Origin of the sequence: Gallintestinimicrobium propionicum, assembly GCF_025567525.1 — a bacterium.
Taxonomy (GTDB): domain Bacteria; phylum Bacillota; class Clostridia; order Lachnospirales; family Lachnospiraceae; genus Gallintestinimicrobium; species Gallintestinimicrobium propionicum.
The window spans coordinates 1-25,529 of record NZ_JAOQJY010000004.1; the positions used below are offsets into that span (position 1 = coordinate 1).

At 47.3% G+C, this 25,529-nt stretch carries 20 protein-coding genes and 1 pseudogene; all 21 read right to left on the reverse strand.

The window, feature by feature from the left end; translation table 11 throughout:
- Positions 1 to 91: 91 nt before the first annotated feature.
- Entirely contained in the window at positions 92 to 790 is a 699-nt protein-coding gene (locus tag OCV62_RS04075; protein ID WP_021915125.1) for an HNH endonuclease, read from the reverse strand.
- Complete coding sequence (locus OCV62_RS04080) at positions 774 to 2,141, reverse strand: AAA family ATPase (protein WP_021915124.1); 1,368 nt, start codon at positions 2,139 to 2,141, stop codon at positions 774 to 776. The genes OCV62_RS04075 and OCV62_RS04080 overlap by 17 nt, the downstream gene beginning before the upstream one ends.
- Before the next feature lie 174 nt (positions 2,142 to 2,315).
- A complete protein-coding gene (locus OCV62_RS04085) occupies positions 2,316 to 2,768 on the reverse strand; it encodes a hypothetical protein (RefSeq protein WP_021915123.1) in 453 nt (150 codons plus the stop codon).
- A gap of 245 nt (positions 2,769 to 3,013) precedes the next feature.
- The gene (locus OCV62_RS04090) at positions 3,014 to 3,652 is read right to left on the reverse strand and encodes a hypothetical protein (RefSeq protein WP_021915122.1); all 639 of its coding nucleotides are present in this window, start codon (positions 3,650 to 3,652) and stop codon (positions 3,014 to 3,016) included.
- A gap of 20 nt (positions 3,653 to 3,672) precedes the next feature.
- On the reverse strand, positions 3,673 to 4,410 hold the full coding sequence (locus OCV62_RS04095) for a hypothetical protein (RefSeq protein WP_021915121.1): 738 nt from the start codon (positions 4,408 to 4,410) through the stop codon (positions 3,673 to 3,675).
- 313 nt (positions 4,411 to 4,723) lie between these two features.
- Positions 4,724 to 5,881, reverse strand: a pseudogene (locus OCV62_RS04100) (AAA family ATPase); the annotation flags it as partial.
- Positions 5,882 to 5,979: 98 nt separating this feature from the next.
- Positions 5,980 to 6,198, reverse strand: a complete 219-nt coding sequence (locus tag OCV62_RS04105) for a DUF5348 domain-containing protein (protein ID WP_021915119.1) — start codon at positions 6,196 to 6,198, stop codon at positions 5,980 to 5,982.
- A gap of 287 nt (positions 6,199 to 6,485) precedes the next feature.
- The gene (locus tag OCV62_RS04110) at positions 6,486 to 7,220 is read right to left on the reverse strand and encodes a hypothetical protein (protein ID WP_021915118.1); all 735 of its coding nucleotides are present in this window, start codon (positions 7,218 to 7,220) and stop codon (positions 6,486 to 6,488) included.
- Positions 7,221 to 7,229: 9 nt separating this feature from the next.
- Positions 7,230 to 8,900 (reverse strand): cobaltochelatase CobT-related protein, encoded by a 1,671-nt coding sequence (locus OCV62_RS04115; protein WP_262585277.1) that lies wholly within the window; start codon positions 8,898 to 8,900, stop codon positions 7,230 to 7,232.
- Between the two features lie 262 nt (positions 8,901 to 9,162).
- A complete protein-coding gene (gene tsf, locus OCV62_RS04120) occupies positions 9,163 to 10,089 on the reverse strand; it encodes a translation elongation factor Ts (RefSeq protein WP_117962634.1) in 927 nt (308 codons plus the stop codon).
- Between the two features lie 53 nt (positions 10,090 to 10,142).
- Positions 10,143 to 10,904 (reverse strand): 30S ribosomal protein S2, encoded by a 762-nt coding sequence (gene rpsB / locus OCV62_RS04125; protein ID WP_021915115.1) that lies wholly within the window; start codon positions 10,902 to 10,904, stop codon positions 10,143 to 10,145.
- Positions 10,905 to 11,099: 195 nt separating this feature from the next.
- A complete protein-coding gene (codY, locus tag OCV62_RS04130; RefSeq protein ID WP_021915114.1) occupies positions 11,100 to 11,876 on the reverse strand; it encodes a GTP-sensing pleiotropic transcriptional regulator CodY in 777 nt (258 codons plus the stop codon).
- Positions 11,877 to 11,897: 21 nt separating this feature from the next.
- Positions 11,898 to 13,982 carry a type I DNA topoisomerase gene (gene topA, locus OCV62_RS04135; protein ID WP_262585278.1) on the reverse strand — a complete coding sequence of 695 codons (2,085 nt, stop codon included), beginning with the start codon at positions 13,980 to 13,982 and terminating at the stop codon, positions 11,898 to 11,900.
- 81 nt (positions 13,983 to 14,063) lie between these two features.
- A complete protein-coding gene (gene dprA / locus OCV62_RS04140; RefSeq protein ID WP_262585279.1) occupies positions 14,064 to 15,284 on the reverse strand; it encodes a DNA-processing protein DprA in 1,221 nt (406 codons plus the stop codon).
- 57 nt (positions 15,285 to 15,341) lie between these two features.
- On the reverse strand, positions 15,342 to 17,000 hold the full coding sequence (locus OCV62_RS04145; RefSeq protein WP_262585281.1) for a YifB family Mg chelatase-like AAA ATPase: 1,659 nt from the start codon (positions 16,998 to 17,000) through the stop codon (positions 15,342 to 15,344).
- Positions 17,001 to 17,086: 86 nt separating this feature from the next.
- Positions 17,087 to 17,719, reverse strand: a complete 633-nt coding sequence (gene sigK, locus OCV62_RS04150; RefSeq protein WP_117962623.1) for an RNA polymerase sporulation sigma factor SigK — start codon at positions 17,717 to 17,719, stop codon at positions 17,087 to 17,089.
- A 170-nt stretch (positions 17,720 to 17,889) separates the two neighbouring features.
- A complete protein-coding gene (locus tag OCV62_RS04155; RefSeq protein WP_262585282.1) occupies positions 17,890 to 18,939 on the reverse strand; it encodes a tRNA dihydrouridine synthase in 1,050 nt (349 codons plus the stop codon).
- A gap of 15 nt (positions 18,940 to 18,954) precedes the next feature.
- Positions 18,955 to 20,169 (reverse strand): radical SAM family heme chaperone HemW, encoded by a 1,215-nt coding sequence (gene hemW / locus OCV62_RS04160; protein WP_262585283.1) that lies wholly within the window; start codon positions 20,167 to 20,169, stop codon positions 18,955 to 18,957.
- 4 nt (positions 20,170 to 20,173) lie between these two features.
- Positions 20,174 to 21,991, reverse strand: a complete 1,818-nt coding sequence (gene lepA / locus OCV62_RS04165) for a translation elongation factor 4 (protein WP_262585284.1) — start codon at positions 21,989 to 21,991, stop codon at positions 20,174 to 20,176.
- Positions 21,992 to 22,160: 169 nt separating this feature from the next.
- Entirely contained in the window at positions 22,161 to 23,084 is a 924-nt protein-coding gene (locus tag OCV62_RS04170) for a glycyl-radical enzyme activating protein (RefSeq protein WP_262585285.1), read from the reverse strand.
- Positions 23,085 to 23,185: 101 nt separating this feature from the next.
- Positions 23,186 to 25,462 (reverse strand): pyruvate formate lyase family protein, encoded by a 2,277-nt coding sequence (locus OCV62_RS04175; protein WP_262585287.1) that lies wholly within the window; start codon positions 25,460 to 25,462, stop codon positions 23,186 to 23,188.
- Positions 25,463 to 25,529 lie beyond the last annotated feature (67 nt).

Here is a 25,529-nt window from a genome sequence, read left to right on the forward strand (position 1 = left end):
GCGCTTTTAGAGAGTACTTCGTTTATAATTTTTTAGTCTAAAAGAGCGTGTAAAAAATGATTTCTCGTTTTTTCACACGCCCTTTTTCTTTTTACATAATCTTCTTTATTTTCCCATCCTTACCATAATATGCCCCATTAGTACCCGGAAAACTTTCTATCAATGCCTGCAAAATCTGTGGTTCGTCCGCAAAAACTGTCATCCAAACAGAAAAAAATCCCTCTGCTACAGCTGTTATCATAATTTGTGTTTTCATAACGCTTTTATACGTTTCTGGCGCATCTTTAATCTGGCGCCATCCTTCCAAAGATTCCCTTGCTTTAATAAACGCACTATTCCTGCTTGTAGCCCTTCTGTCTTTATCATCCTTTTGTATCGGTATATTTCCCAATCCAACCATTTCATATGTATTTTTCGCCTTTTCACAGCAAATCCCAGTTGGATCTAACGCACTCAATATATCTTCATTTACCTTTGGAATCCCATTCGTATAGGAAAAAGCCACCGCTGTATTATCAGAATCTGGCCATAAATACTCCCCCACATTTTGTGGTGTTATCTTTGCTGCTTTTCTGGTATTACAATATTTACATCCTAAAAGCAAATTGCTCCATGCCGTCCAGTCTCCGCCATTCTTTCTGGAAATTTTATGCTCTACTTCCGGAACATGTTTAATTGACATTTCGCAATAAGAACAATATAAACCAATTTTCTTTTCCAAATACGGTATTGCATCCTGATACTCGTCTATTTCTTTATAAGGCGATCCGCCCTTATCTATTGCCCTCATTTTTTTTAACCTTCCATGCTTTCTCCGTATATTGCTGGTGAACCCATGCCATATATGCCGGATTTTCGCTGTACTCAGCTTCCAGTTCAGCTAATCGTTTTCCCAACTTCTCAATTTCATCCTGTGTCTTTGCCTCTTTGAGCGCAGAAAAATACTCTCGTGAGGCTTCATATATTTTCCGTTTTTTTTCACTATATTGAGGCAGTACCACGCCCATAATATCTTCCGCAATATCTTCAATCCCCTCACCCGAATATTCACTATCTAACGGCTGATCCAAAGTAACCAGTTCCCCGTCTTCAAGAGACTGAATAATAAACGGCGAATGTGTCGCACAGATAAATTGAATCCTTGGGAACTGTTCCTTCAAGATTCTTATAATGCGCTTCTGCCAGGTCGGATGCAAACTTAAATCAACCTCATCGATCAAAACAACTCCCGGTGTCTTTTTAAGAGCATCCCCTTTCAAATACGGATTCAAAATACACATCCTAGTTGCAATATCAAGAATAATCTTTATCACATTCCGATAACCATCACTAAGCATTCGGAATGGAAGAATTGTTCCTTCTGCTGTCTTAAGGGCAATCATATCATCCTCATATTTGGTCGAAAATATAATCTCTTCCCCTGGCTGCAGTTCTTCGCTAAATGCCTCATTTACTGCTTCTAAAATCGCCTGATATGCCGGAAACAGTATTCCACCATTTTCTTCCATCGAAACTGCTTTTAGTGTATCCAAATATCGAAATGCAATATCCAGTCCATGCTGCGCATCCAGACAATGGTTATAGGCATCCGTCCTGCTGAATACCCCCCTTTTTGTCGCTTTTTTATTTCCATCTTTCCATAAACGTGCTGTACTAAGATAAAGTACCAATGGAAGAACAACTTCAATATCTGAATGATCTGCTTTTGATATTGCTTCTTCCCACGCTATTACTGTCGGCTGCATCGGATTTGAACCGCCAAATTTTGTTCTGGCATCTTCTTTCAGGATTACACGCTGAAATTCTATCGTTTTATCCTGCTCCCCCCATTTTGCTATACAGCTGATTTTACAAGGATATTGAGAGATCGTCCCCGTGGTAAAAATCGTACTGTCTTCAGAAATCTGTGCTTTCTGCCGCACATCTGCCGATTTTATATTGTATACAAACCGGGACGGAACGTATGTTTTATAGGCTGCCAGATATGCTCCCAGCATTACATTTGCAGCTTCTAATACGGTCGTTTTTCCAGACCCGTTCTTTCCAGCAAAAACGTTCATTCTGGGATTTAACGTAAATTTTTCATTTTCAAATCTTCTGTAATTCAAAAGAGCCAATTCCTGAATTTTAAATTCACACATAGCCTTTGCTGCCTTTCAATCACTCTTTTTTATAGTATCAACTATAACATTCTCTGTAGATGATTGTCAATTTTCCTGATTGACATCTTTTCGAAAAAATCAATTGATTTTCGACTATTTTGGAAGTAGATGGATAAAAATTTTATCATACAAATTTTTGTAATATCTATGCATCTACTTTATCAAACTAATTAGCGAAAGAATAAGTGCCAGCACCGCAACATTAACCCCTAAATGATTTGCTGCTTCTTCAACATCATCTTGAAATGACTCATCAAAACACAAAATCATAATAATAATTATTATAATCAGCGTTGCAATTGTTATCAAAAAACCAACTATATCATCAATTTTTCCGCTTATAAAAGCCATACAAATAGAATATAATAGCGACAGAACTATTATCATCAATACCATATAAAAAATTATATTGAGAGTTTTATATAGGAGTTCCCTTTTTTTACTATGTTTTCTCTTGTTTTCATTCTCCCTCTCTTTCTCTATTTTTATTGCCTCTGCAATTGTTTCCTCTAATTTACTATAATCCAATTTCATCTCTTCTTGAAAAACTATTTTCTGTTCTTTGTAATTTTTTATTATTTTTCTATATTCTTTTCTTTTTCCCATATTTTCCCCTTTTTAACTCTAAATGTACTTCAATCATCCAGCTCCATCTTGATAACTACTATTTCTTTTAGCCGCTCTCAGTATCACCCTTTTCCATATATCTCAAACTTTCAATTCTTGTTTTGAAAACATGAACTTGTTAGCCTGCCTATATAAAAGAGTTGCACATTTATTACCATGTACAACTCCTTTACATTTTTCAAAAATGATATTTACTTTAAAGTCAATCTATCTTCCGATTTCTGCTAATCTATGTCCCAGTCATCCTCATGATGCTTTAATGCACCACTGGCGCTAAACACATAAAATAGAACTGAACCATCTTTTCGTATACGTCCTTCCATATAAATATATGGCATAACATAAATCATCGAATTACCAAAAGTTTCTTCTGATATTTTTTCAAGTTTCTCTGTCGTCTCCGCATCCAAAGGTTCCGACATCCATGAAAACTCTTGAACATTTCCTCTTTCGTCCTTATCCCAATCTGGATTATCCTTCAAATTCCATGTTTCAGAAATATACTCCCACAGTTTTTTTAAATCCGTTCCTTCTGAAAATTCCATGGTAACCATTTCCAAACCCATTGGATTTCCTTTTGGTGTTGACGTGGTCAAAAAATGAAGGCTAACCTCCGCTTCTCCTTCTCCAATCATCCATGTTCCAGGTAACTGGTATACTTCCAGTTGTTCTGAATTTTCTGATATAGTAGGAGATATATCTAAAAGGTTTATTCCTAATAATTTACCAGCCTCCTTAACGCTGCTACCAAAAAGAGATAAATCTTCTATTTGAGGAAATGTATTGGTTTTTTGTCCACATCCAGATAAAAGCAAAATCATACATAAAAGAATAATAATTCTATTAAAAATTTTTACCCTCATTTTACTTTCTTCTCCCCAATTTATTTTGCATACGGATCATCTGAAGGGACACCTACAATTACAGATAAAGACTTACCATTCGATAAAGAAACATCCGACTGTGCTACTAACCCTCCTGCAAGAGGCTCTGGACTTGAATGGTAGAAATTTGCGCTTCCGGGAATCGTAAAACTTTGATTTGATGCCGTGCTGGCGGTAAAAGGCACAGACTTAAATTCATTTCCACGCTGATGATTATACCGCGTGCTTCCATTTCCCGGATATACACTACCTGTCCTTAAAATAGTAGTGGTTACCTTATCAACCCTAAATAGTGGCATATCGAATACACTATCCAGCCTCATTGTTGTATAAAGTGAGCACACTAATGTTACTCCATAATTAGACACCTGCTTATCCTTATTTACCGGAGAATCTGCCCTCGCGATTTGAGCTGCAGACACATTTTTACCGGACTTATCAACCATGCCCAAACCTGTAACACAGTACTCTTTTTCAATCGTACCATCATCATATTCTGTAATACTTAATAACTGTTTCACAGTTATTTCTTCATTTTCGCTTTGATTTCTTACTTTAGGAGTTTTTTGATATTCTTCAATCCCCATCTGTAACAGCTGATTCACATCTGTAATTTCATCATACTCTACATGCCTTACAACTTTAGAGGGTTCTGCCGCATATACCGAAAAATCTACCTTGTTCAAAATCAATAATCCTAGAGCCAAACACCCCAAATACTTAATAATATTTTTCATAGAGACCTCCTTCATCACAATTCTTCTGTTTTCTAAGTACTACTAAAAAAAATTCGTTGTGCATCGGATTCGCCTCCCTTTTCAAAATACCTTAAATTCTATTTCAATTTCTATTATTCATAAATTTATTACAAATTCAACATGTTATGCACGAAACGACATTTTCCCCTCATTTTTGGTCAAATTTAATACGAATGAATTTAAAAAGTGCAGAAACCCTTTCAAGTTTCTGACACTCTGACAAAGCATCTCACTCCCTATCAATTACCATTCCATTACAAAAATATGCATATTCCAACAATCAATCCTAACATCTCTGATTTTGGATCATTTCATCCCACGCATTTCTTCTAATCGCTTTTGTCAGTTCCTGCCTGATTTCCTCATTCGGCACAAATGCCGCCTCTGCATCCTCGTCATAGCCCAGATACCCAAGGTGGATCAGATACGTAAGCACATCATCTCTGTTTGCAAAACTTACCATATCATTCTGAAAAGAAGATACATCAATCTCTGCCCGACTTCCTCCCAACATCTCAATAATTGCTGTTTTCAAACCTTCAAAGTCCATATTAAGCAAAGGCACGATTGCCTCATAGGTGCCGGTTTCTGACCAATAACTTTTAAATTTTCCTTTTGTTACAAGGTTTACTACTGCAATCGGATTATAAATATGGCATTCCCCCAAACAATACCCATCATACCATTTTTTTACCTGTTCAAAATCCATCCGGTATTTTTCACAAAGTGTCTTTACCTCATCTTCTGTAAAACCTACAAATGAAACCAGCCTGCCGGCATCCAGCATCGTAAATTCATCAAAATTATTTAACGCCGACTGGGTTTTGATTTTTTTAATCGGTAAGATTCCTGTCAAATACGCAAGCTGGATGTATTTTGTCGGTTCCGATCCTTTAAACATTCCCCTTAAAAAATTAATATAAGCTTTTTGGACTTTGCCATTTGCCGACTCATCCCGAATCAGAACATCCCATTCATCAATGATTACAACAAATTTCTGACCGTTTTCTTCCCTGAGCCGCGAAAGCGCATCCGGTACTGTATTTACCTCTTCCGGCAAAACATCCGGATAACTCTCCCGCAATTCGACAAGCACGCTGTCCGTAATAAAGTTTATGACCTCATCAACGCTGTCCACTGTTGCCAGAAACCACTGGATATCCAGATGAATCACATCATACCGGTTAAGATGTTCCAAAAAATCCGTACTTTTACCAATGTTTAATTTTTCAAACATTTCTCTAGAACTACAACCCCTGCTGTAATATGCCGTGAGCATGTCAGCCGTAATGGATTTTCCAAACCGTCTCGGACGGCTGTTGCAAATATAGCCCTGCTTTGTCCCCATTACCCTGTTCGTATATTCTAACAGTCCTGTCTTATCAACATAAATTTCTGAATTTAACGCTACCTGAAACGCACTGTTATCCGGATTTAAGAATCTTCCCATCTGTTCAGCCCCTTCCTTACAGTTGTCATTCCTTCCCTTTCTATGCTCTCCCTGTTACCTGTAATTTTACCATCCACACTTGCAAATAGCAAGCTTACTCATACCCTTACCCGCAGCCCGTCCAGCCAGTCCGTATCAATCCCAACCAGATACCAGTCCGCTGCCTTTTCAATCCGGGTACGCACCCATCTTTTTCCTACCAGCACCTCCAGCCCTTCCCCGCAGTACAGGCCATGATAACATTCTTCCAAGCCGAAACGAATATTATAGCGCTCCTCTTCCCTGTCAAAATACAATGCTCCCTGTCTTTTCTCCATTCTGCTTTCCTCCGGTAAATCTCGATATTATACAAATCCTCCATATATGAAGTAAGTTCCTATTTCAGAAGACACATCCCTCTTCTCTCAAGTTGAATTTTCCCCAAAATTTTTCACGGGAATAAAAAGGGCAGGTACAAACAATCCGTTTATATCTGCCCTGCCGCTGCCTTTTCGACACCCGGGAATTTATTTATTTCTTAAATCTGAAACTGGTCTGTATCATAAAATCTTTCTTATCGTCCCTGAATATAGATACCATTACAATAAGTTAGATTCTAAAAAATTCAGGCTGCCTTTTCATCTGGCTCCAAAAGCCCCATTTCCTCAAATCTCTGATAGAGCCCCGCAAAATGCCCTTCCAGTTCCTTATTGAGCAGCCGGTACAGACTGCCAAAATTCTCCTTTCTCTGCTTTCTTCCTGTCTGTTCCCGTTCAAATGCCCGGATCCATGCCTCTGCCCGCGAAAACATGTGGAACATGTCCGCATCCGTTAAAAAGATTTCTGCAGCTCCATCCGAAACAAAACTATCCTTTTTACAGTATGTCCCCCCGTTGCTGTTTTTCCCTTTGATTCCAATCCCGTTCTGGATCTGGACTGACCACGGATATGCCCGCTTTTTTCCAGCGCTGTCTGTTTCATACCTGCTGACCATAAGCTTTGTCACATTGGCATACCCTTCTTTTTTTGCTTCCCCAAATATCTTCTGCCGGGACATGAAAAAAGTCTGCACACCGCTGAATATTCTGGAATACAGGTATAGTGCCTCATCCGGGCTGATGTTTGCATACACACTGACAGACTTCTGACCAGTTCCTGCAGAATAATCCACCATCTGAAGACGGATCAGGGAATATCCTTCCTCATCCTCTTCCCCGGATGCATGGATGTGTGCCGGATAAGAAGCTCCCGCCGGTTTCAAGCTGTCTACCAGCTCCAAAAGTGCCTTATCTGTCTTATATACTGCGATCTGACGCGAAGTGATCCTGCTGTAATCGGTTTTTCCACCATTCTTTTCCAAGCCTTTCACCTACTTTCCCATATACTGCCGGATGATCCCCGCCATTGCCGCAGGTATCCGTTCCGTATCCGATATGTTCAAAAATCCTTTTCCATAAATCCGTCTAATCAGTTCCCTGTCTTCCCCGATTGCCGCTGCCATCACATGGATTCCTCCGTGCTCCAGCTTTTCTCTTTCCCGTCTGGTATCCGCTATCCCTGCTTCCCCCCGATACCCCTCCGCAAGAGGAAGCCCATCCGAAATAACAAATAAAAGCTTCTGTCCCTCAGCTCTTTTTCCAAGCCGCATCCCTGCGTATGCCAAGGCAGCCCCGTCTCTATTGTTCCATCTGGAACGGATTCCCGTAAGGCGAAAACAGTCCTTTTGATCCCATGCGTCAAATTCTGCATAGGAATACAGCTCAACACTCTCTTTTTTCTCGCCAATTCCTGTGGAATGACCAAGAATCAGCACGGGAATCCCGAGCCTTTGGCAAAAGCGGTATATCACACAGGCGGTATATCGCGCACTGCCAATCCGGTTATGGATATCCATGGATGCGGACTCATCGATCAATACCCCCACCGCCGCGTCCTGGTTGCCCGGAATATTCCGGCTCCTAAAAATCCTGCCATCCCTGCGGTAAATCTGGCTCCCACAGACTTTTTTCCCCTGTACCATCCCTTTCTGAAATCTTTCCTGTTCCTCCAAATGCGGGGCAATCAACCGTACCATTTTTTCTGCAGCTGCATCCACCTTCTTTTTCATTACTTCATATCGTGCAATCTGTTCCAATGTTGGCTCTGGTCTTATGATCCGCAGCCTATACCCGTTATGGATTTCTCCCAGATCCATCTTATCTGCGTTCTCTTTTAGTTCCCGCTCAAGCATTTCCTGTTCCATTTTTGTCACAATTTTTCCGATTTCGTCGCTAATCTCCTTTACGCTATCCTCCGCGGCTGCCTTTTCCTGCTGTTCCCCGCCCAGAACGGCAGCCGCACGTCTTCTTTTTTCTTCCCCTTCCTTTGTATCTGTGGCTGCGGACTCTTTCCATTTCCCAGCTCCATCGCCGCCTTCATATTCAGGGGGAATTTGTTCTGTATCTTCTTTTCCGCTCTCTTCCTGTTCAAAAGCCTCCTTTACAAACTCCCACAGAATCAGAAGCAGCCTGTTTGCCGCCCGGAAGCGCACATCTTCGTCTGCCGGGATTACCACTTCATCCAGCGTCTCCTTGCACCGCTCCAGCATTTCCATATAAATTCCGCCTGCGCGCTCCCAGTCATTTACTTTTTTGCTCCTCAGATACTGCAGGAGGACATTTTTCATGATGGAAAGGCTGTCCATCCCGTATTCCTGCATCTGCCGGATGCTTTCTGCCTGTTCCATGTCCCATCTTCCAAGGAACCGGATGGCTTTTTGTACAATCCCGCCATATTCCGCACACTGCCTTGCTTCGATATACATATCTTCCAGAATGTTATGCAGATACAAAAGCGTTTCCCGGATCACTCTCAATTCCTTCTCCTTTTTCTGCTCCAGACATACCTGCAATTCCCCAAGTACCTGTTTTTCCTCTTCATTTTTTGGCTCTGGCAGTTCCGGATATAAGATTCCCTCCCGGATTCCGGAAGCATAAATCCTGCGCTTTTCAAAATTACTGAAATTGATGTGTCCGCATTCATGTGCTGCCACCCCGATCATGCCAAGCACTTTCTGCTCCCGGCTCCTCCGCCTGCGGCGGGTCGCGTAAGCGACATTCTTCCATTCCGCTGCAGTGCGATCCGCGTAGCGCGTTTATTATCGTATGGAAACGAAGTTTCCTATACGATAAAAAAAGGGCTGTCGCCCAGCAAAACTATTTGCTAATGCGACAGTCCTTTATTCATGACAATAGAATGCTCGCAGAGCGTGCATTCTATTGTTTTTCCCTTTGCGGTGCAAGTCTTATCAGAATGCGCCGTTATCAGCCAAGCTGAGCTGCAACCTCTGCTGCGAAGTCTTCTACCTTCTTCTCGATACCTTCACCGGTTTCGAAACGAACGAAGCCCTTTACAGTCAGGTTTGCATTGTTCTCTTTTGCTACCTGAGCCAAATACTGAGCAACGGTCTGCTTGCCGTCCTCTGCCTTTACGTATACCTGCTCTAACAGGCAAACTTCCTTCAGCTCTTTGTTCAGACGGCCACTTACTGCGCCCTCGATTACCTTTTCAGGCTTGCCAGCCATCTTAGGATCGTTCTGGATCTGAGCCATCAGGATCTCTTTCTCATGAGCTTTGTACTCTTCGGAAACGTCAGCAGTGGAAACATACTTCGGAGACAGTGCAGCGATCTGCATTGCTACGTTGGTCAGTGCTTCTTTTACCGCATCGTTCTTTACATCGGTGTCAGCTTCTACTAAAACGCCGATACGTCCGCCGCCATGTGTGTAGGAAACAACAAGGGGAGCGGTAACCTTCTGGAATCTTCTGATCTTTAAGTTCTCGCCGATTACTGCGATCTGCTCAACCAGAACTTCCTTTACAGTCTTGGAGGGTTCCTCATGCCATGCTTCATCCAGGAATGCTTCCAGCTCTGTATTGTCAGAATTTACTGCCTGCTCAGCAACTGCAGCTACGAAGTTCTGGAACTTCTCGTTCTTTGCAACAAAGTCTGTCTCAGAGTTTACTTCTACGACAGCAGCGGTGCCTTCATCTTTTACAGCAATGCGGCAGATACCTTCTGCAGCGATACGGCCAGCCTTCTTCTCAGCCTTTGCCTGTCCGTTCTTTCTCAGGAATTCAACAGCAGCGTCCATGTCGCCTTCTGTTGCGGTCAGCGCCTTTTTGCAGTCCATCATACCAGCGCCGGTCATTTCTCTTAACTCTTTTACCATTGCAGCTGTAACAGCCATTTTACTTTCCTCCATATAAAATCAGTTTATTGGGTTCTATTGTCAAAAAGTATTTACGCCTCTTCTGCAGCAGCTACTTCTTCGATATCGGAAGCTTCACCCTGTGCAGCTGCTTCTTCGGTATAAACTTCTTCGCCCTGATTTGCTTCGATAACAGCGTCTGCCATCTTGGAAGTGATCAGTTTAACGGCTCTGATTGCATCGTCGTTACCAGGAATGATGTAATCCAGCTCTTCGGGATCGCAGTTGGTGTCGCCGATACCGATCAGTGTGATGCCCAGTGCATGAGCTTCCTGTACACAGATCTTTTCCTTCTTAGGGTCAACAACGAAGATTGCATCCGGGATTCTGGTCATGTTCTTGATACCGCCCAGGTTCTTCTCCAGCTTTTCCCATTCCTTCTTCAGCTGGATAACTTCTTTCTTAGGCAGAACATCGAAGGTACCGTCTTCGGACATGGTCTCGATTGCTTTCAGTCTTTCGATTCTGCTTCTGATGGTCTTGAAGTTGGTCAGCATGCCGCCCAGCCATCTCTCATTTACAAAATACATACCGCAGCGCTCAGCCTCGGTCTTAACAGCGTCCTGTGCCTGCTTCTTGGTGCCGACGAACAGGATGGTGCCGCCCTGTGCTGCGATCTCAAATACTGCCTTGTAAGCTTCGTCCACTTTGCCTACAGACTTCTGCAGGTCGATGATGTGGATACCGTTTCTCTCGGTGAAGATATAAGGAGCCATTTTAGGGTTCCATCTTCTGGTCTGATGTCCGAAATGAACACCTGCTTCAAGTAACTGTTTCATAGAAATAACGCTCATTGTTCTTACCTCCATTGGTTTTTTCCTCTGTGCCTTTTTAGAAACATCCTGTAAAGCTCAATTCACAGGATCCACCATTTCCACCCGCCAGCCATCCAAAGCGTTAAAGGACACCGGTGACGGAACCAGACACATGTTTTATGGTCACAACATTAGGATTCTATCATAAATGCTGATGACTTGCAAGACTATTATTTACTTCTTTTCCTTCATTTTGCGGATTTCTCCATAGGCAAATTCGTTGCAGACCTTGATATAAGTGCCTTTCATGCCGGAGGAACGGGATTCGATGATTCCCGCGCTCTCAAATTTGCGCAGCGCGTTGACAATAACGGAACGGGTAATACCCGCCTGATCCGCAATTTTACTTGCGACCAGAATGCCTTCCGTCCCATGCAGCTCCTGAAAAATCAGGCTGATCGCTTCCAGTTCGGAATAGGATAAGGTTCCGAGTGCGGCGTGTACCACTGCGATTTTGCGGTCTTCCTCCGCGCTCTCCTCGGTCACGGCCCGCAGCATTTCCAGCCCCACCACCGTGGAGCCATATTCGCACAGGATAATATCGTCGATCGTATAGCTTTGCCCCCTGCGGTATAAAAACAGCGTGCCGAGGCGTTCCCCTGCGATCTCGATCGGTGTCACGATCGCGGAAAATTCTTCGTCCTCTTCGCCATCAAAGCCCAGCGTCGCAAGGCTTGCGTTTTCTTTGGTGGACAAAATTGAAAGCATTCTCTCATTCAGCAGCGGATCAAGAAAGCTTCCGACGTTGCAGCCGGAAAGCTCCCGGATTGCACCGCCGTCCTTGCCGGAAATGCCCAGTACTTTTCCTTTTCGGCTGATCACCAGCACGTTTGACTGCAGCGCATCCTGCATCACCTTGCAGATATCGTTAAAAACAACTTTGCTGGAATGGCTGTTATGCAGCAGCTTCCCGATCTTTCTTGTCTTATCCAGCAGCTGAATCCCGCTCATCTTTTCTGTTCCTCCACAAATTTATCCCTGGCCGTTTTCTTCTTTTTCCTTCTCTTTGACAAAACCGCAGCCCTCCTTCGAGCATACGAGTTTGTTGCCCTTTTCCAGAAGAATGGAGCCACAGACCGGGCACTTTTCATTGGAAGGCTTCTGCCATACCATGAAATCGCACTCCGGGTTGCCGATACAGCCATAGTATTTTCTGCCCTTCTGTGTCTTTTTCAGGACGATATCCTTGCCACACTTGGGGCATGCTACGCCGATTTTTTCGTAATAAGGTTTGGTATTGCGGCATTCCGGAAAGCCCGGACATGCCAGGAATCTGCCGTGAGGTCCGTATTTGATGACCATGCGCCGTCCGCACAGCTCACAAACCTCATCTGATTCCTCGTCTCCCACCTTGACCTCTTCCAGTTCCTTCTCCGCGTTCTGCACAGCCTCCTCCAGATCGGGATAGAAATTGGAAACAATTGTCTTCCAGTCTACGGTTCCTTCGGAAACGCCATCCAAAAGTGCTTCCATATTCGCTGTAAAGTTGACGTCCACAATGGTCGGGAACGCCTCCTTCATCATCTTATTGACAACCTCTCCCAGCTCCGTCACATACAGGTTCTTGTTTTCTTTAATGACATAATGACGTGCAAGGATCGTCGTGATCGTCGGTGCATAGGTACTGGGACGGCCGATACCCAGTTCTTCCAGCGTCCGGACAAGGGACGCTTCTGTATAATGTGCGGGAGGCTGGGTAAAATGCTGCTCCCCGTCAAATTCCTTTAAGGACAGCTTCGTATCCTTGTCGATGCTTTTTGCGAGGGTGCGGTTTTCAGCCTTATCCTCGTCGTCCATCGTGTATACACTCATGAAACCGTCAAAGATCACCTTGCTGGCCGCAACCGTAAAACGATGTCCGTTGCCGTCAATCTTCACAGAGGTTGTCTCGTACTTGGCAGGCGTCATGCGGCTTGCCATAAAGCGCTTCCAGATCAGCTGATAGAGACGAAATTGATCCCTGCTTAAGGATTCTTTGATTTCCAAAGGGGTCCGTGCAACATCCGTCGGACGGATCGCTTCGTGGGCATCCTGAATTTTCTGTCCGCCCTTTTTCACGGTGCCTTCTCCGGCATACTGTTCGCCGTATTTCTCAGTAATATAGCTGCGCGCCATGTTTTCCGCCTCTTCGGAAACACGCGTGGAATCGGTTCTTAGGTAGGTGATGATACCGACTGTACCATTTCCCTTGATATCTACCCCTTCGTACAGCTGCTGTGCCAGCCGCATGGTTTTCTGTGTGGAAAAATTCAGCACCTTACTGGCTTCCTGCTGCAGGGTAGAGGTGGTAAAGGGAAGGGGAGCCTTCTTGATGCGCTCGCCCTTTTTGACGTCGCTCACCTGAAACTCTGCCTTTTCGCAATCCTTTTTGACTGCTTCTACTTCCGCTGCGGTTTTTAAAATACGCTTGGTATCCTGCTCCCCGTAATATTTGGCTATCAGGGGTTTTCTTTCCCCCGGAATCTGGAATGCTGCATCAAGGGTCCAGTATTCCTCCGGAATAAACGCATTGATCTCTTCTTCGCGATCACAGATAATGCGCAGGGCAACAGACTGCACACGTCCGGCAGAAAGTCCCCGCTTCACCTTTGCCCACAGAAGCGGGGAGATCCGATAGCCAACCATACGGTCCAGCATCCGGCGCGCCTGCTGCGCATCCACTAAATTCATATCGATTTCTCTCGCATGCTTTAACGATTCCTTCACTGCTGTCTTCGTGATCTCGTTAAAGGTAATACGGTACACCTTTTTACCGGAGAGCTTGAGCGCTTCCATCAGATGCCAGGAAATCGCCTCTCCCTCCCGGTCCGGGTCGGTTGCGAGATAGATTTTTTCTGCTTTTTTGACCTCTTTGCGGAGGTTCGCCAGGATGTCACCCTTGCCGCGGATCGTGATATACTTCGGTTCGTAATCATGCTCCACATCAATGCCGAACTGGCTCTTGGGAAAGTCACGCACATGCCCGTTACTGGCTGCTACCTCATAGTTCGCCCCCAAGAACTTCTTGATCGTTTTGACTTTGGCCGGTGACTCCACGATCACTAAATATTTTGCCATATTTGATATCCCCAATTTTCATTACTGCTATTACGCACATTTTTGGTCCTGTGCAGTGATCGTGAACCACTATACACCATATCATCCGTCATTGCAAGCAAAAGTTTTCCTGTAATATCGCCCCATTACGCTTCCTGCAGCGCCCTCCAGCTCCAGAAAAACAAGCTCCTGCATCAGCATCTGCACATTTATGAATATCTTCTGTCTCGCAAGGGTATCCGCAATTTCGTCCATGCTCTGCGGCATTGTATCCAGCGCCTGCCAGATGGTTTTGCGCAGAGGCGGCCAGGAGGATGAGGCGGTAGCGCTGAGAGCGTCTGTCACAGGGCACAGCATTTTGTCGGCAATCACACCGGCAGCATTGGCAGCGTTCGGGCGTTCTGCCTGGGTTAAGGAAAACGCTTCGTCTCTACCTGCGTGCGGTACACTGCCCTGCAGTTCCTGCAGCAGCTGTGCCACACTCACCGCGATGCCTGCGCCATTTCCGATCAATCGGTTGCAGCCACGACTACAGGTATCCGTAATGCGTCCCGGCACAGCAAACACATCCTTTCCCTGTTCCAGCGCCATATCTACGGTGATCAGCGTTCCGCTCTTTTCACGCGCTTCGATAACGAGCACGAGATCCGAAAGTGCACTGATGATCCGGTTGCGCGGCGGAAACAGTCGCGAATGCGGCAGCGTCCCCGGCGGATATTCCGACAGGATACATCCGTTGTCCCACAGTTTTTCATACAGCGGTCTGTTCTCCTCCGGGTAGCAGATGTCCACACCGCAGCCCAGCACCGCAACCGAATATCCGCCTGCTGACAGCGCCGCCCGCTGCGCGATTCCATCCGCCCCCCGCGCCATGCCGCTGACAATTCCGATCCCCTCCTTCGCAAGTCCCCTGGCGAAATATTCCGCCATTTCTTTTCCATAGGAGGAACAGGCCCGCGCACCGACAATGGCTGCCATCTTTTTTCCCGGCTCCGGCAGCTTCCCGATCCTGTACAGCACCAGCGGTGGATCGGAAATTTCCTTCAATCGTTTTGGAAACCCTTCTTCCCACAAAAAATCGAAGGAAATTCCTTTTTTCTTCCACTGCTCCTCCTGTCGCTTTGCCCGTTCCAGATTTTCGGGCGCGTCCCAGTTTTTCAAAAGCGCCGCTTTTTTCTCCCCCAGCAGCTTTTGCAGACTTTCCGCCGGCAGCTTTCGGATTTCGGAAACGTCTCCTGCCTTTTCCAAAAGCTTTCGAATGCTGACAGCGCCGATCCCTTCCACCCGGCAAAGGGCAAGTGCCAGAGTGCGCTCCTGCTCCATTTGACTTTTACAATTCTGTTGTTTTTCTATTCTATGCTCCCTTCTGCCCGCGGCGCTTCACTCCCGCAGCACATTCTGATTTCGGAAAAAGAGCGCCTGTCCCAGATGCTCTACACCAATCCGGTCTTTTCCTTCCAGATCTGCAATCGTCCGCGCCACACGGATAACGCGATGGCATCCCCGCATGGAAAGCCCCGCCTGCTCGCTGGCCTGTTCCAGAAACTCCTGTTCCTCAAGTCCCAACGGACAGTATTTTAAAATTTCCCCTGGACTCAACCGACCGTTTTCCCGCATTGCCGCACCACGGCATCGCATCTGCTGCCGCTTTCTTGCCTCCAGCACCTGTTCCCGCATCCATTTGCTTCCGTTTTTGTCGCTATCTATATAGGAAGCTTCTCTTTTTTCCCACAGCTTTCGAATCGGCGTCTGTTTGATCTGACAGCATAAATCCATCCGGTCGAGAAGCGGTCCCGAAAGTCTCGCCAAATACCGACGCACCTCCCAGTCCTGACATCTGCAGCGGTTTCTGTCCGGATAATAGCCGCAGGGGCAGGGGTTCGTCGCTCCTAACAGCATAAAATCCGCCGGATACACAAAGTTTCCCCGGCTCCGGGCAAGAAAAATCTTTCCCTCTTCCATCGGCTGCCGCAGGACGTCCAGCGTTTGTCGCTTAAATTCCGCCATTTCATCCAAAAACAACACGCCCCGGTGCGCCAACGTCACCATTCCCGGTTTTGGGACAGCGCCGCCTCCGGTCATTGCATAAACAGATACCGTATGATGCGGGCTGACAAACGGTCGCTCCTGAATCAGCGTTCCATCCTCCAGCTGCCCTGCCGCGCTGTAGATTGCAGACACCTCCTGCTTTTCTTCCTCGCTCATGGGCGGCAGGATTCCCGGCAGGCACCTCGCAAGCATCGTCTTTCCGGTACCGGGCGGTCCTGCCAAAAGCAGATTATGGGCTCCGGCAGCTGCAATCATTGCAGCGCGCTTTGCTTCCTCCATTCCGCACAGCAATGCAAAGTCCGGCGTTTTCTTTTCTTTTTCCATCCTGCCTTTTGCCTGACTCTGCCATCTGTCTTCCGCGTCCCGCCGCATCCGTTCCTGTTCCTGCGCAGACGCGTTTACATACTCCATTGCTTCTTCCAGGCTGCAAACGCCCATGACCGGCAGTTTCCCAACCGCAAGCCCTTCTCCCAGATTTTCAAACGGAATCAAATAGCTTCGAAAAGCGCTCTGATTTGCCGCATGCAGCATCGCCAGTACGCCCCGAACCTGCTTAATTCGCGCATCCAGCCCGACCTCGCCCACCGCCCAGAGCTCCCTCAACCGCTCCGGCGGCACTTTCCCCTGCGCTGCAAGGATGACGAGTGCAGTCGGCAAATCGAACGACGTCCCGGATTTCACGATTCCTGCCGGAGAATAATTTACCGTAATCTTTTCCGCCGGAAGCGCTGCGTTGATGTGATGCAGGGAAACGCGCAGACGTTCCCGCGCCTCCCGCACTTCACTGTCTAAAAGTCCTACCATATCAAAACAGGGCAGTCCTTTTGAAATATCGACTTCCACCTGCGCAACATAGCTCTGCAGGCCATAAAGTCCGCCTGCATTGATCTGACAATACATCTTTCCCCTTTCCGTCCCGGGAAATTCATCCAACCAGAAAAAGGGCAGATTTTTCCTCTGCCCTCCAACTATCATAACTGTTTTAACCATACCGCATGCCACAGCATGCTGTCAACCGTTTTTTGTGCATTCCGACTCACTGCTTTTTGCATTGCTGCTTTTCAAAAATCAGCCTTTCATCCCCACGCCGCATCCCGTAAGCGCAAGAGCGCTCGTTTTTCAATCCGGCTGACATAGCTTCGGGAAATTCCCAGCCGTTTTCCCACCTCTTTCTGCGTAAGTTCCGTTCCTCCGGGCAGTCCATACCGAAGATACAGCACCTCCTTTTCCCGTAGGCTGAGCACGTTTTCCATCAGCTCATAGAGCTTTTGGTTCAGCCGCTGTTTTTCCATCTCTTCCACAATGTCCGGCTGTTTTTGTTCCATCACGTCCAGGAGGTTGATCTCGTTGCCCTCCCGATCCGTTCCGATCGGCTCATATAACGATACTTCCCGCGATGTCTTTTTTTTACTGCGCAGCATCATCAGGAGCTCGTTGTCGATGCATCGGGCGGCGTAGGCTGCCAAACGGCTGTTTTTCTGCGGGTCAAAGGTCTCCACCGCCTTGATCAGCCCGATTGTCCCGATTGAAATCAGGTCTTCCAGTTCTTCCTCGCTGCTGTATTTTTTTGCAATGTGCGCGACCAGCCTTAAATTCCGTTCAATCAGGAGCCGTTTCGCCTCGCTTTTTCTTCCGGCATCTTCTGCCTGCAATGCCTGTATGCAAAGGCTTTCCTCTTCCTTTGACAGAGGTTTCTGAAAGGTTTTCACTCCTAGCCCCCAGCCGTTGCCAACGCCCCGGCCTCCTGCAGTTTACTTTATTTTATGAAAACCCTTTTCGTCCCGTGCCTTTCCATCTGTCCCTATTTTTGAGCGGTGTGCTCGATTTTGGCGCACAGCAGCGGCTGTCTATCGACGCAGCCGTTTTTGACGCGCGGTATTCACGCGTCTTTGATCGGACAGTCTGCAAACAGCGCCGCCACTGCGGACTTGTATTCTGTCAGCTTCTGTGCCTTGCGGATTTTTTTGAGATATTTTTCGGAGCCCTCAAACAGCTGTCCCTGCCAGCCCCAGAGTTCCTTCATTTTAAATAGTACGTCCCGTTCTCCGGACAGCACCGCTGCGTAATCCTCCGCCAATCGCCCATAAAAATCGCGGATATCCGATACTCGCTTCGCAGCGTCCTCCCAGACTGTGCTTCCGTTTTCCAGGCGCAGTTTCTTTGCAGCGTTTTTTTCTGCCAAATCAGTTCTTCGGGCGCGCAGCCGCATCACCAGCGCCGGGTCGATCAGCATTCCCCTGCCGAACATCAGGTCATCCGCACCCGGATACTCCACCAAAAATCTCTCCGTATCGGAAACGCTGAATAAATCGCCGTTGTAGCAGACCGGAATGGTCCGTTCCACAGTTTCTTCATCTGCTGCAGCTGCGCTCAGCCTTTCTTTCGCCCGCACATAGGCTTCCCGGTGCACGTTTCCTTTATAAAACTCTTTCAGCACGCGGGGATGCACGATCAGCTTCTGAATCGGATACTGGGAAAAAATATCCAACAGGCGCTCAAATTCATCCGGGTTTTCCACGCCAATTCTCGTTTTGATCGAGATTTTCAGCGGGCTGTGTGCAAAAATTTCCTCCAGAAACGCATCCAGTGCGTCTGGATCAGCCAAAAACCCGGCGCCTTTTTTCTTCGCCGTCACGGTAGCGGACGGACAGCCAAGATTTAAGTTCACTTCTTCGTAGCCCTGTTCTTTGAGCATCCCGGCAACCTTGCAAAAGCCTTCCGCCTGATTCGCCAGGATTTGCGGAACAACCGCGATGTTCTGATTGTGCTCTGCTGCAATGTCGTTCCACTCCCGCGTCGTGAAGCTTTTCCCTTTTTTCGGCGTGATGAACGGTGTGTAATAGCGATCCATCGACGGAAAGCACGCATGATGCGCATTCCGGTAAATATATCCTGTAATCCCCTCCAGCGGGGCAAATTCATACTGCATGCGATTCTCCCGATCTTAATAATCCAGCAAAAACTCCGCCAGCGCATAGTTGCTGACGTCCACGCCATAATCCGTCAGGCGCAGATTTTTTTTCGATTCATCCAGACAAAGTAACTGTTCGGAAAACAGCTTATCCGCAGCGTCCTGATAAACGTCCCAGAAACTTTTTCCAAACTGGTGTTCAAATGTTTGCAGTTCAATGCCTTTTGTCAGGCGCAGCCCCAGAAACATAAACTCTTCCATTCGTTCCGACACACGAAGCGTCTGCACCTCTTCCCGAAGGTTTGCAAAATCTCCCTGATTTTTGCCGCATTCCAGATAGTCCGATAAATCAGACGTCATCTTCCAGCGCATCGGGTCAATCAAAGACGACGCTCCAAGCCCGATCCCCAAATAATCCGTCCGGTTCCAGTAGCCGATGTTGTGGCGGCAGGCATACCCGTCCTTCGCATAATTCGAAATTTCATACCGATGGTAGCCATACTGTTCCAGAATTTCCCGCGTTCGGGCATACATCCGGCGTTCGTCCTCTTCCGACGGAAGCGGCAGCATTTCTTTCGGGCGCAGCGTCTGGTTTGCATCCTCACCATACCAGCTCCAGAATGGCGTACCTTCTTCGATGATCAGGCTGTAGGCCGACAGATGCTCCGGCGCAAGCTCTGCAGCTTTCATGAGTGTCTGCTCCCAGCTCTCCACCGTCTGCCCCGGCAGCGCAGACATCAGATCGACGTTGATGTTTTCAAACCCAGCCCTCCGCGCCTGCTTATAGTTTTGGACAAAGGTATCGAAATTGTGAATTCTGCCAAGCATGGCAAGCTCTTTGTCACACGCCGACTGCAGCCCCATGCTCAGCCGGTTGATTCCGGCACGCCGATATCCTGCGAGTTTTTCAAAATCCAGCGTGCCCGGGTTGCTTTCCAGCGTAATTTCTGCATCGTCCGCAACACAAAAATGCGCCCGGATCGCGTCCATCAGCCGTTCCATATCCATGACGCGCAAAAGGGACGGCGTACCGCCGCCCCAGAAAATCGTAGTGACTCTGCGCTCTTGATAAAACTGACTCTCCTGCACGATCTGTGAAAGGAGGGCATCGACGTATGCTTCCGGAACGTAACCATCCGCTGTAGAGCTGTCTGCTGCCAGCGGTGCCGACAAAAAATCACAGTAGCGACATTTTTGCCTGCAGAATGGAATGTGCAGATATAATTCCAGATCTTTTTTCGGTGTCATAGGCTCAGTTCTCATCCAGCTTTAAGACGCTCATGAAAGCCTTCTGCGGGATTTCCACGTTGCCGACCTGACGCATCCGCTTCTTGCCTTCCTTCTGCTTTTCCAGAAGCTTTTTCTTACGGCTGATATCGCCGCCATAGCATTTTGCAAGCACGTCCTTGCGCATCGCCTTGACGGTTTCCCGGGCGATAATCTTGCCGCCGACTGCCGCCTGAATCGGAATTTCGAACAGATGGCGCGGGATTTCATCCTTTAACTTTTCGCACATTTTCCGACTACGCTCGTATGCGCTGTCCTTATGTACAATAAATGAAAGTGCATCCACTTCTTCCCGGTTAATCAAAATATCCAATTTTACAAGCTCTGACTGCTCATACCCCTTTAACTCATAGTCAAACGACGCATAACCCTTGGAACGGGACTTTAACGCATCGAAAAAGTCGTAAATGATTTCATTTAACGGCAGCTCGTATTTGAGCAATGCACGGGTTTCTTCCATATATTCCATGCCGAGATACTGACCTCGGCGCTCCTGGCACAGCTCCATAATGGAACCGATGTAGTCCGTCGTCACCATGATCTCTGCCGAAACCACAGGCTCTTCCATATATTCGATCATCGACGGGTCGGGCAGATTGGACGGATTGGTCAGCTCGATCACTTCCCCGTTGGTCTTATGCACCCGGTACACAACGCCCGGCGCCGTTGTCACCAGATCAAGGTTGTACTCTCTTTCCAGACGTTCCTGAATGATTTCCAGATGCAGCAGTCCCAGAAATCCGCAGCGGAATCCAAAGCCAAGGGCAATGGATGTCTCCGGCTCATAAAATAAGGACGCATCATTTAACTGCAGCTTTTCCAGCGCATCCCGCAGATCAGGATACTTCGCACCGTCTGCCGGATACAATCCACAGTACACCATCGGATTGACCTTTTTATAACCGGGAAGCGGTTTTGCACACGGATTGGCTGCATCTGTAATCGTATCGCCGACGCGGGTATCCTTGACATTTTTGATCGAAGCCGTCAGATAGCCAACCATTCCTGCAGACAGCCCGTCCTCGCTGGGGATAAACTGACCTGCGCCAAAATAACCGACCTCCACAACATCAAACTCTGCACCTGTTGCCATCATACGGACTTTGGTACCTTTTTTTAACTGTCCTTCCATAATTCGGAAAAAGACAATCACGCCCTTGTAGGGATCGTAGAGGGAATCAAAAATCAGCGCCTGCAGCGGGTTTTCTAAGCTGCCGCCCGGCGCGGGAATTTTTTTCACAATCTGCTCCAGCACCTGTTCGATATTTAATCCGTTTTTAGCGGAAATCAAGGGTGCATCCTCCGCATCCAGACCGATCACATCCTCGATCTCTTCTTTTACGCGCTCAGGCTCTGCGCTCGGCAGGTCGATTTTGTTGATGACCGGAAATACCTCCAGATCATGATCCAGCGCAAGATACACATTCGCCAGCGTCTGCGCCTCGATGCCCTGTGCTGCGTCCACGACCAGAACTGCGCCGTCGCACGCTGCCAGTGCACGGCTGACCTCATAGTTAAAGTCCACGTGTCCGGGAGTGTCGATCAGGTTAAAAATATATTCTTCCCCATTCTCTGCACGGTAAATCGTCCGCACCGCCTGGGATTTGATCGTAATGCCGCGCTCCCGCTCCAGCTCCATGTTATCAAGCACCTGCTCCTGCATTTCTCTGCTCGTCAGAAGACCGGTCTTTTCGATAATTCGGTCTGCCAGCGTCGATTTGCCGTGATCGATATGCGCGATGATACAAAAATTTCTGATATTGCTCTGTTTTATTTTGGACATTCTTTCCTCACTCTGATTCCTGTCGTCAACCGCCGCATTTTAGAAAATGAAAACCGTTTGCTACGCCGACGCCATACTCGCCATTTTTCAATCTGATTGCATTTAAGTATATCAAACTCACAGGCTGTGGGCAAGGAATTTTACACTGTCTTCTGCACACTCCCGGTCTCTAGTGTTCCAAAACCACCCGTTTTCCTTCTTCTTTTCCATTTTGTTCAAACCAGGAAAGCCAATTTTTCTTTTCTTCTTCCCCCGGAACCGGAAATTCCTGCTGAAGCTGCCCGATATTTCCTCCTTTGGAAATACCGAACGAATGATACGGCAAAAGCTGCGCCTGCTCTATCGAAGGGTATCGCCCAAGCAGATCACAGATTGCCTGTAAATGGACTGTATTATCGTTGACTCCAGGGATAATCGGGCAGCGTAAAACTGTCCGTACCCCTTTTTTATCCGCCAGGGCAAGGTTATTCAAAATCGGGACAAGCGATCCGCCAATCCATTTTTTTGCGTCCTCCTCAGTGCTCACTTTCCAGTCAAAATATAGCAGATCAGTTTCCTGCAGCAGCTTTTCCATCGCGTCTGTAGTCCCAAACCCGCTCGTCTCCACACAGGTATGCAGATCCTCCTCTCTGCACAACGAAAGAAAGGAGGCTGCAAAATCCGCCTGCTGCAGCACTTCTCCGCCCGACAACGTAATTCCGCCGCCGGAATGCTCATAAAACGCCCGATCCAACAGTGCAATTTTCAAAAGCTCTTCTTCTGTATACGGTGTTCCGATAATTTTCAGTGCCTTTGTCGGACACTGTTCCAAACACTTCCCGCAAAACTGACAATGTTCAAAATAAACCTGATGCCGAAACTGTTCTGTCCCGGTTTTCGTCAACCAATGTACATTACTGTGACATGCCGTTTCACAGCGCCCGCATCCAACGCACTGCTCACGATGAAACGACAGCTGCTTTCCGGGATTTTGACTCTCCGGATTATGGCACCACCGACAGCGTAGCGGGCAGCCCTTAAAAAAGAATGTTGTCCGCACACCTGGTCCGTCATGCAGGCTTCCCCTCTGAATATCTACAAGCAACGCTTCCAAACTATATCTCCCTTTCCGGCATCACAGCACTGCGCAGCGATACCGGATATATTTTGTTTTCCGACACTGCACAGCAGCAACGATGCCACTCGTTTTTTTTCTTAGCAGTATGCCGTCCTCGTCAGGACATCCTGCTGCGTTTTTTTATCCAGATCGATAAACCTCGCTGTAAATCCGCCGACCCGCACCACCAGATTTTCATGGCTTTCCGGGTGCACCAGCGCATCCTCCAAATCTTTCTGGCAGACAACGCTCAAATTCACCTGCTGCCCTCCAAGATCGAAGAACGTTCCAAGCACGCTCTTAATCTGCGTCAGATCGCCTTCAAACATGCTGCGCGCGAATTTCAGGTTCTGGTTTCCGCCCGCATGAATCGAATTATCCAGTTTAGTCAACGACAGAATCAGCGCTGTCAGCCCCTCTTTATCCTGTCCGTTGTAAGGGCTGTTGCCGTTGGACAAAAACTTATGCGCATTTCTGCCGTCCGGCGTCGCGCCGACAAACTGCCCCAGCGTCACATTCATATTGTTGTTGATCAACACCGCCAGAAAAGAATCCAGCCGTGTCCGGTTTTTCTGGCTGCGGATCGTCTGACAGATGAACTCATGCAGCCGAACCGCAATTTCATCCGCCTCTTCCTTATCGTTTCCAAATTTCGGCGCGTCAAGAAGCGCCTGCTGCAGCATCTCTTTTCCCGAAAAATCACAGTCGAGCGCCTCTACAAGCTCCTGTAATGTGCAGCGCTTTTCCTCAAATACAACTTTTCGGATTGCTTCCATACTGTCTGAAAGCGTGATATTTCCATAGGTTTCCACCGTTCCGCCCAGGTACCTGTAACCGCCGTTTAGCATACCGCGTCCACGCGTCATGCAGTCGTCCTGCAGACAGGAGAACTGTAAAAACTCTGCTTCTTTTCCATCCACGTCATACACCAGCTCTTCAAAACCGCCTGCAATCTCGATAAAAAACGTCAGATAAGTTTTTAACAACTCTTCCAGTTCCTCATAACAGATAATGTCCTGAAGCTTTTTACATTCCTGCCCAGCTGCCAGCGGTCCTGACAAAATTCCTGTCGCCGGATTGATTCCATCATGCAGTACAAGCTCCAGAACCTTTGCCACATTCAGGGCTGTATTTGGCGTTCCGATACTCTGTGCCGCCAGCATATATTCTCCGCAGCCAAAGAACGAATACTGCTCCGCTGCCTTTTTGGGCACATCCATCGCCCGCATCACTGCAGGCACATTCACATCATCGTTATACAGCATCGGAAAGGTCGAGCCGCTGCCAAGAATCCGCAACGCACGGTCATAAATATCCTGATTCATCTCTTTATAATATCGCAGGCTGATCTGCGGATAAAAATGTTCCCTGCGCACTTCCAATACATCCATCACCAGCATGGCAAATTCGTCCGCGCTCTTTTCATGCTCGCGCCCCATGCCGCCGATAATCACCCGAGTATCCCGTCCGCACTGGGTTTCGATGATTGTGAAAAAATTATCCAGCAAACGCACTGCCTGATCGTGTGTAATCCGTCCGGTCTTCAAATCTTTCCGGTAAAATTCCCCCAAATAATCGTCGATTCTACCGATCTCTACTGCCCGCGCCGCAAGCATATAGAGGCATTGCAGCTGAATCGCCTCCTGCATACTCTCCGGTGGTGCAGTCTGAATGTGTTCCAGACACTCTGCCATCTGCAAAAGCTCCTGCTGTCGCACCCTGTCATTTTCCTGTCCAGCCAAACGCTTTGCATCCGTTGTATACTGCCCCATTACCCGGCGAAGGGATTCCTGCACAGAAGCTACGCCCTCGTAAAAATTCTTTTTCTCCGGCTCCTGCGTTTCCTGCGACAGTCTGAGCGCTTCATCACGCAGACCGCAAACGCCAAGCCGGAACAGCTTTTTAAAATCAAGATTTACGCCGGCCAGCCGGTAAAGCGGATGAATTGCCGCATTATCATGCGCATAATCGTCACCGCCCATCGAACCTACCCAGCTTTTGGGGAACTGCTGCCGGATTTTTGTATTTGTATTTTCTGTTTTCCAGAATTGGATCATCTCTTCTGCCTGCATACAATCCTTCCCGGAATAGGTGGCGTCTGCCTTCATCCGTGCCAGCTCCTTCTCGCAGTTTACCACATCTATACAATAACCGGTCTTGTCGATGCCGTCTCCCTCCATACACTGTGCAAACACCACATACGGACGGCTGATCCTTCCGGCAATCAGATCCTGCGGCTGAATCGTCACAAAGTACGTCGACATCTGTGCTTCCATGCAGCGGCTCTCCCGCACCGCTTTAGGCTGCCCGATATTTTCCCGATAGATTTTTGTAAATTCCAGTTCCCGCTCTAAAATTCTGTTCGGATGATACATTTTTGTCCCTCCACATTTCTTTTTCCATAAATACAGTTGTTTTGATTTTAAATCAACTCATTCCACA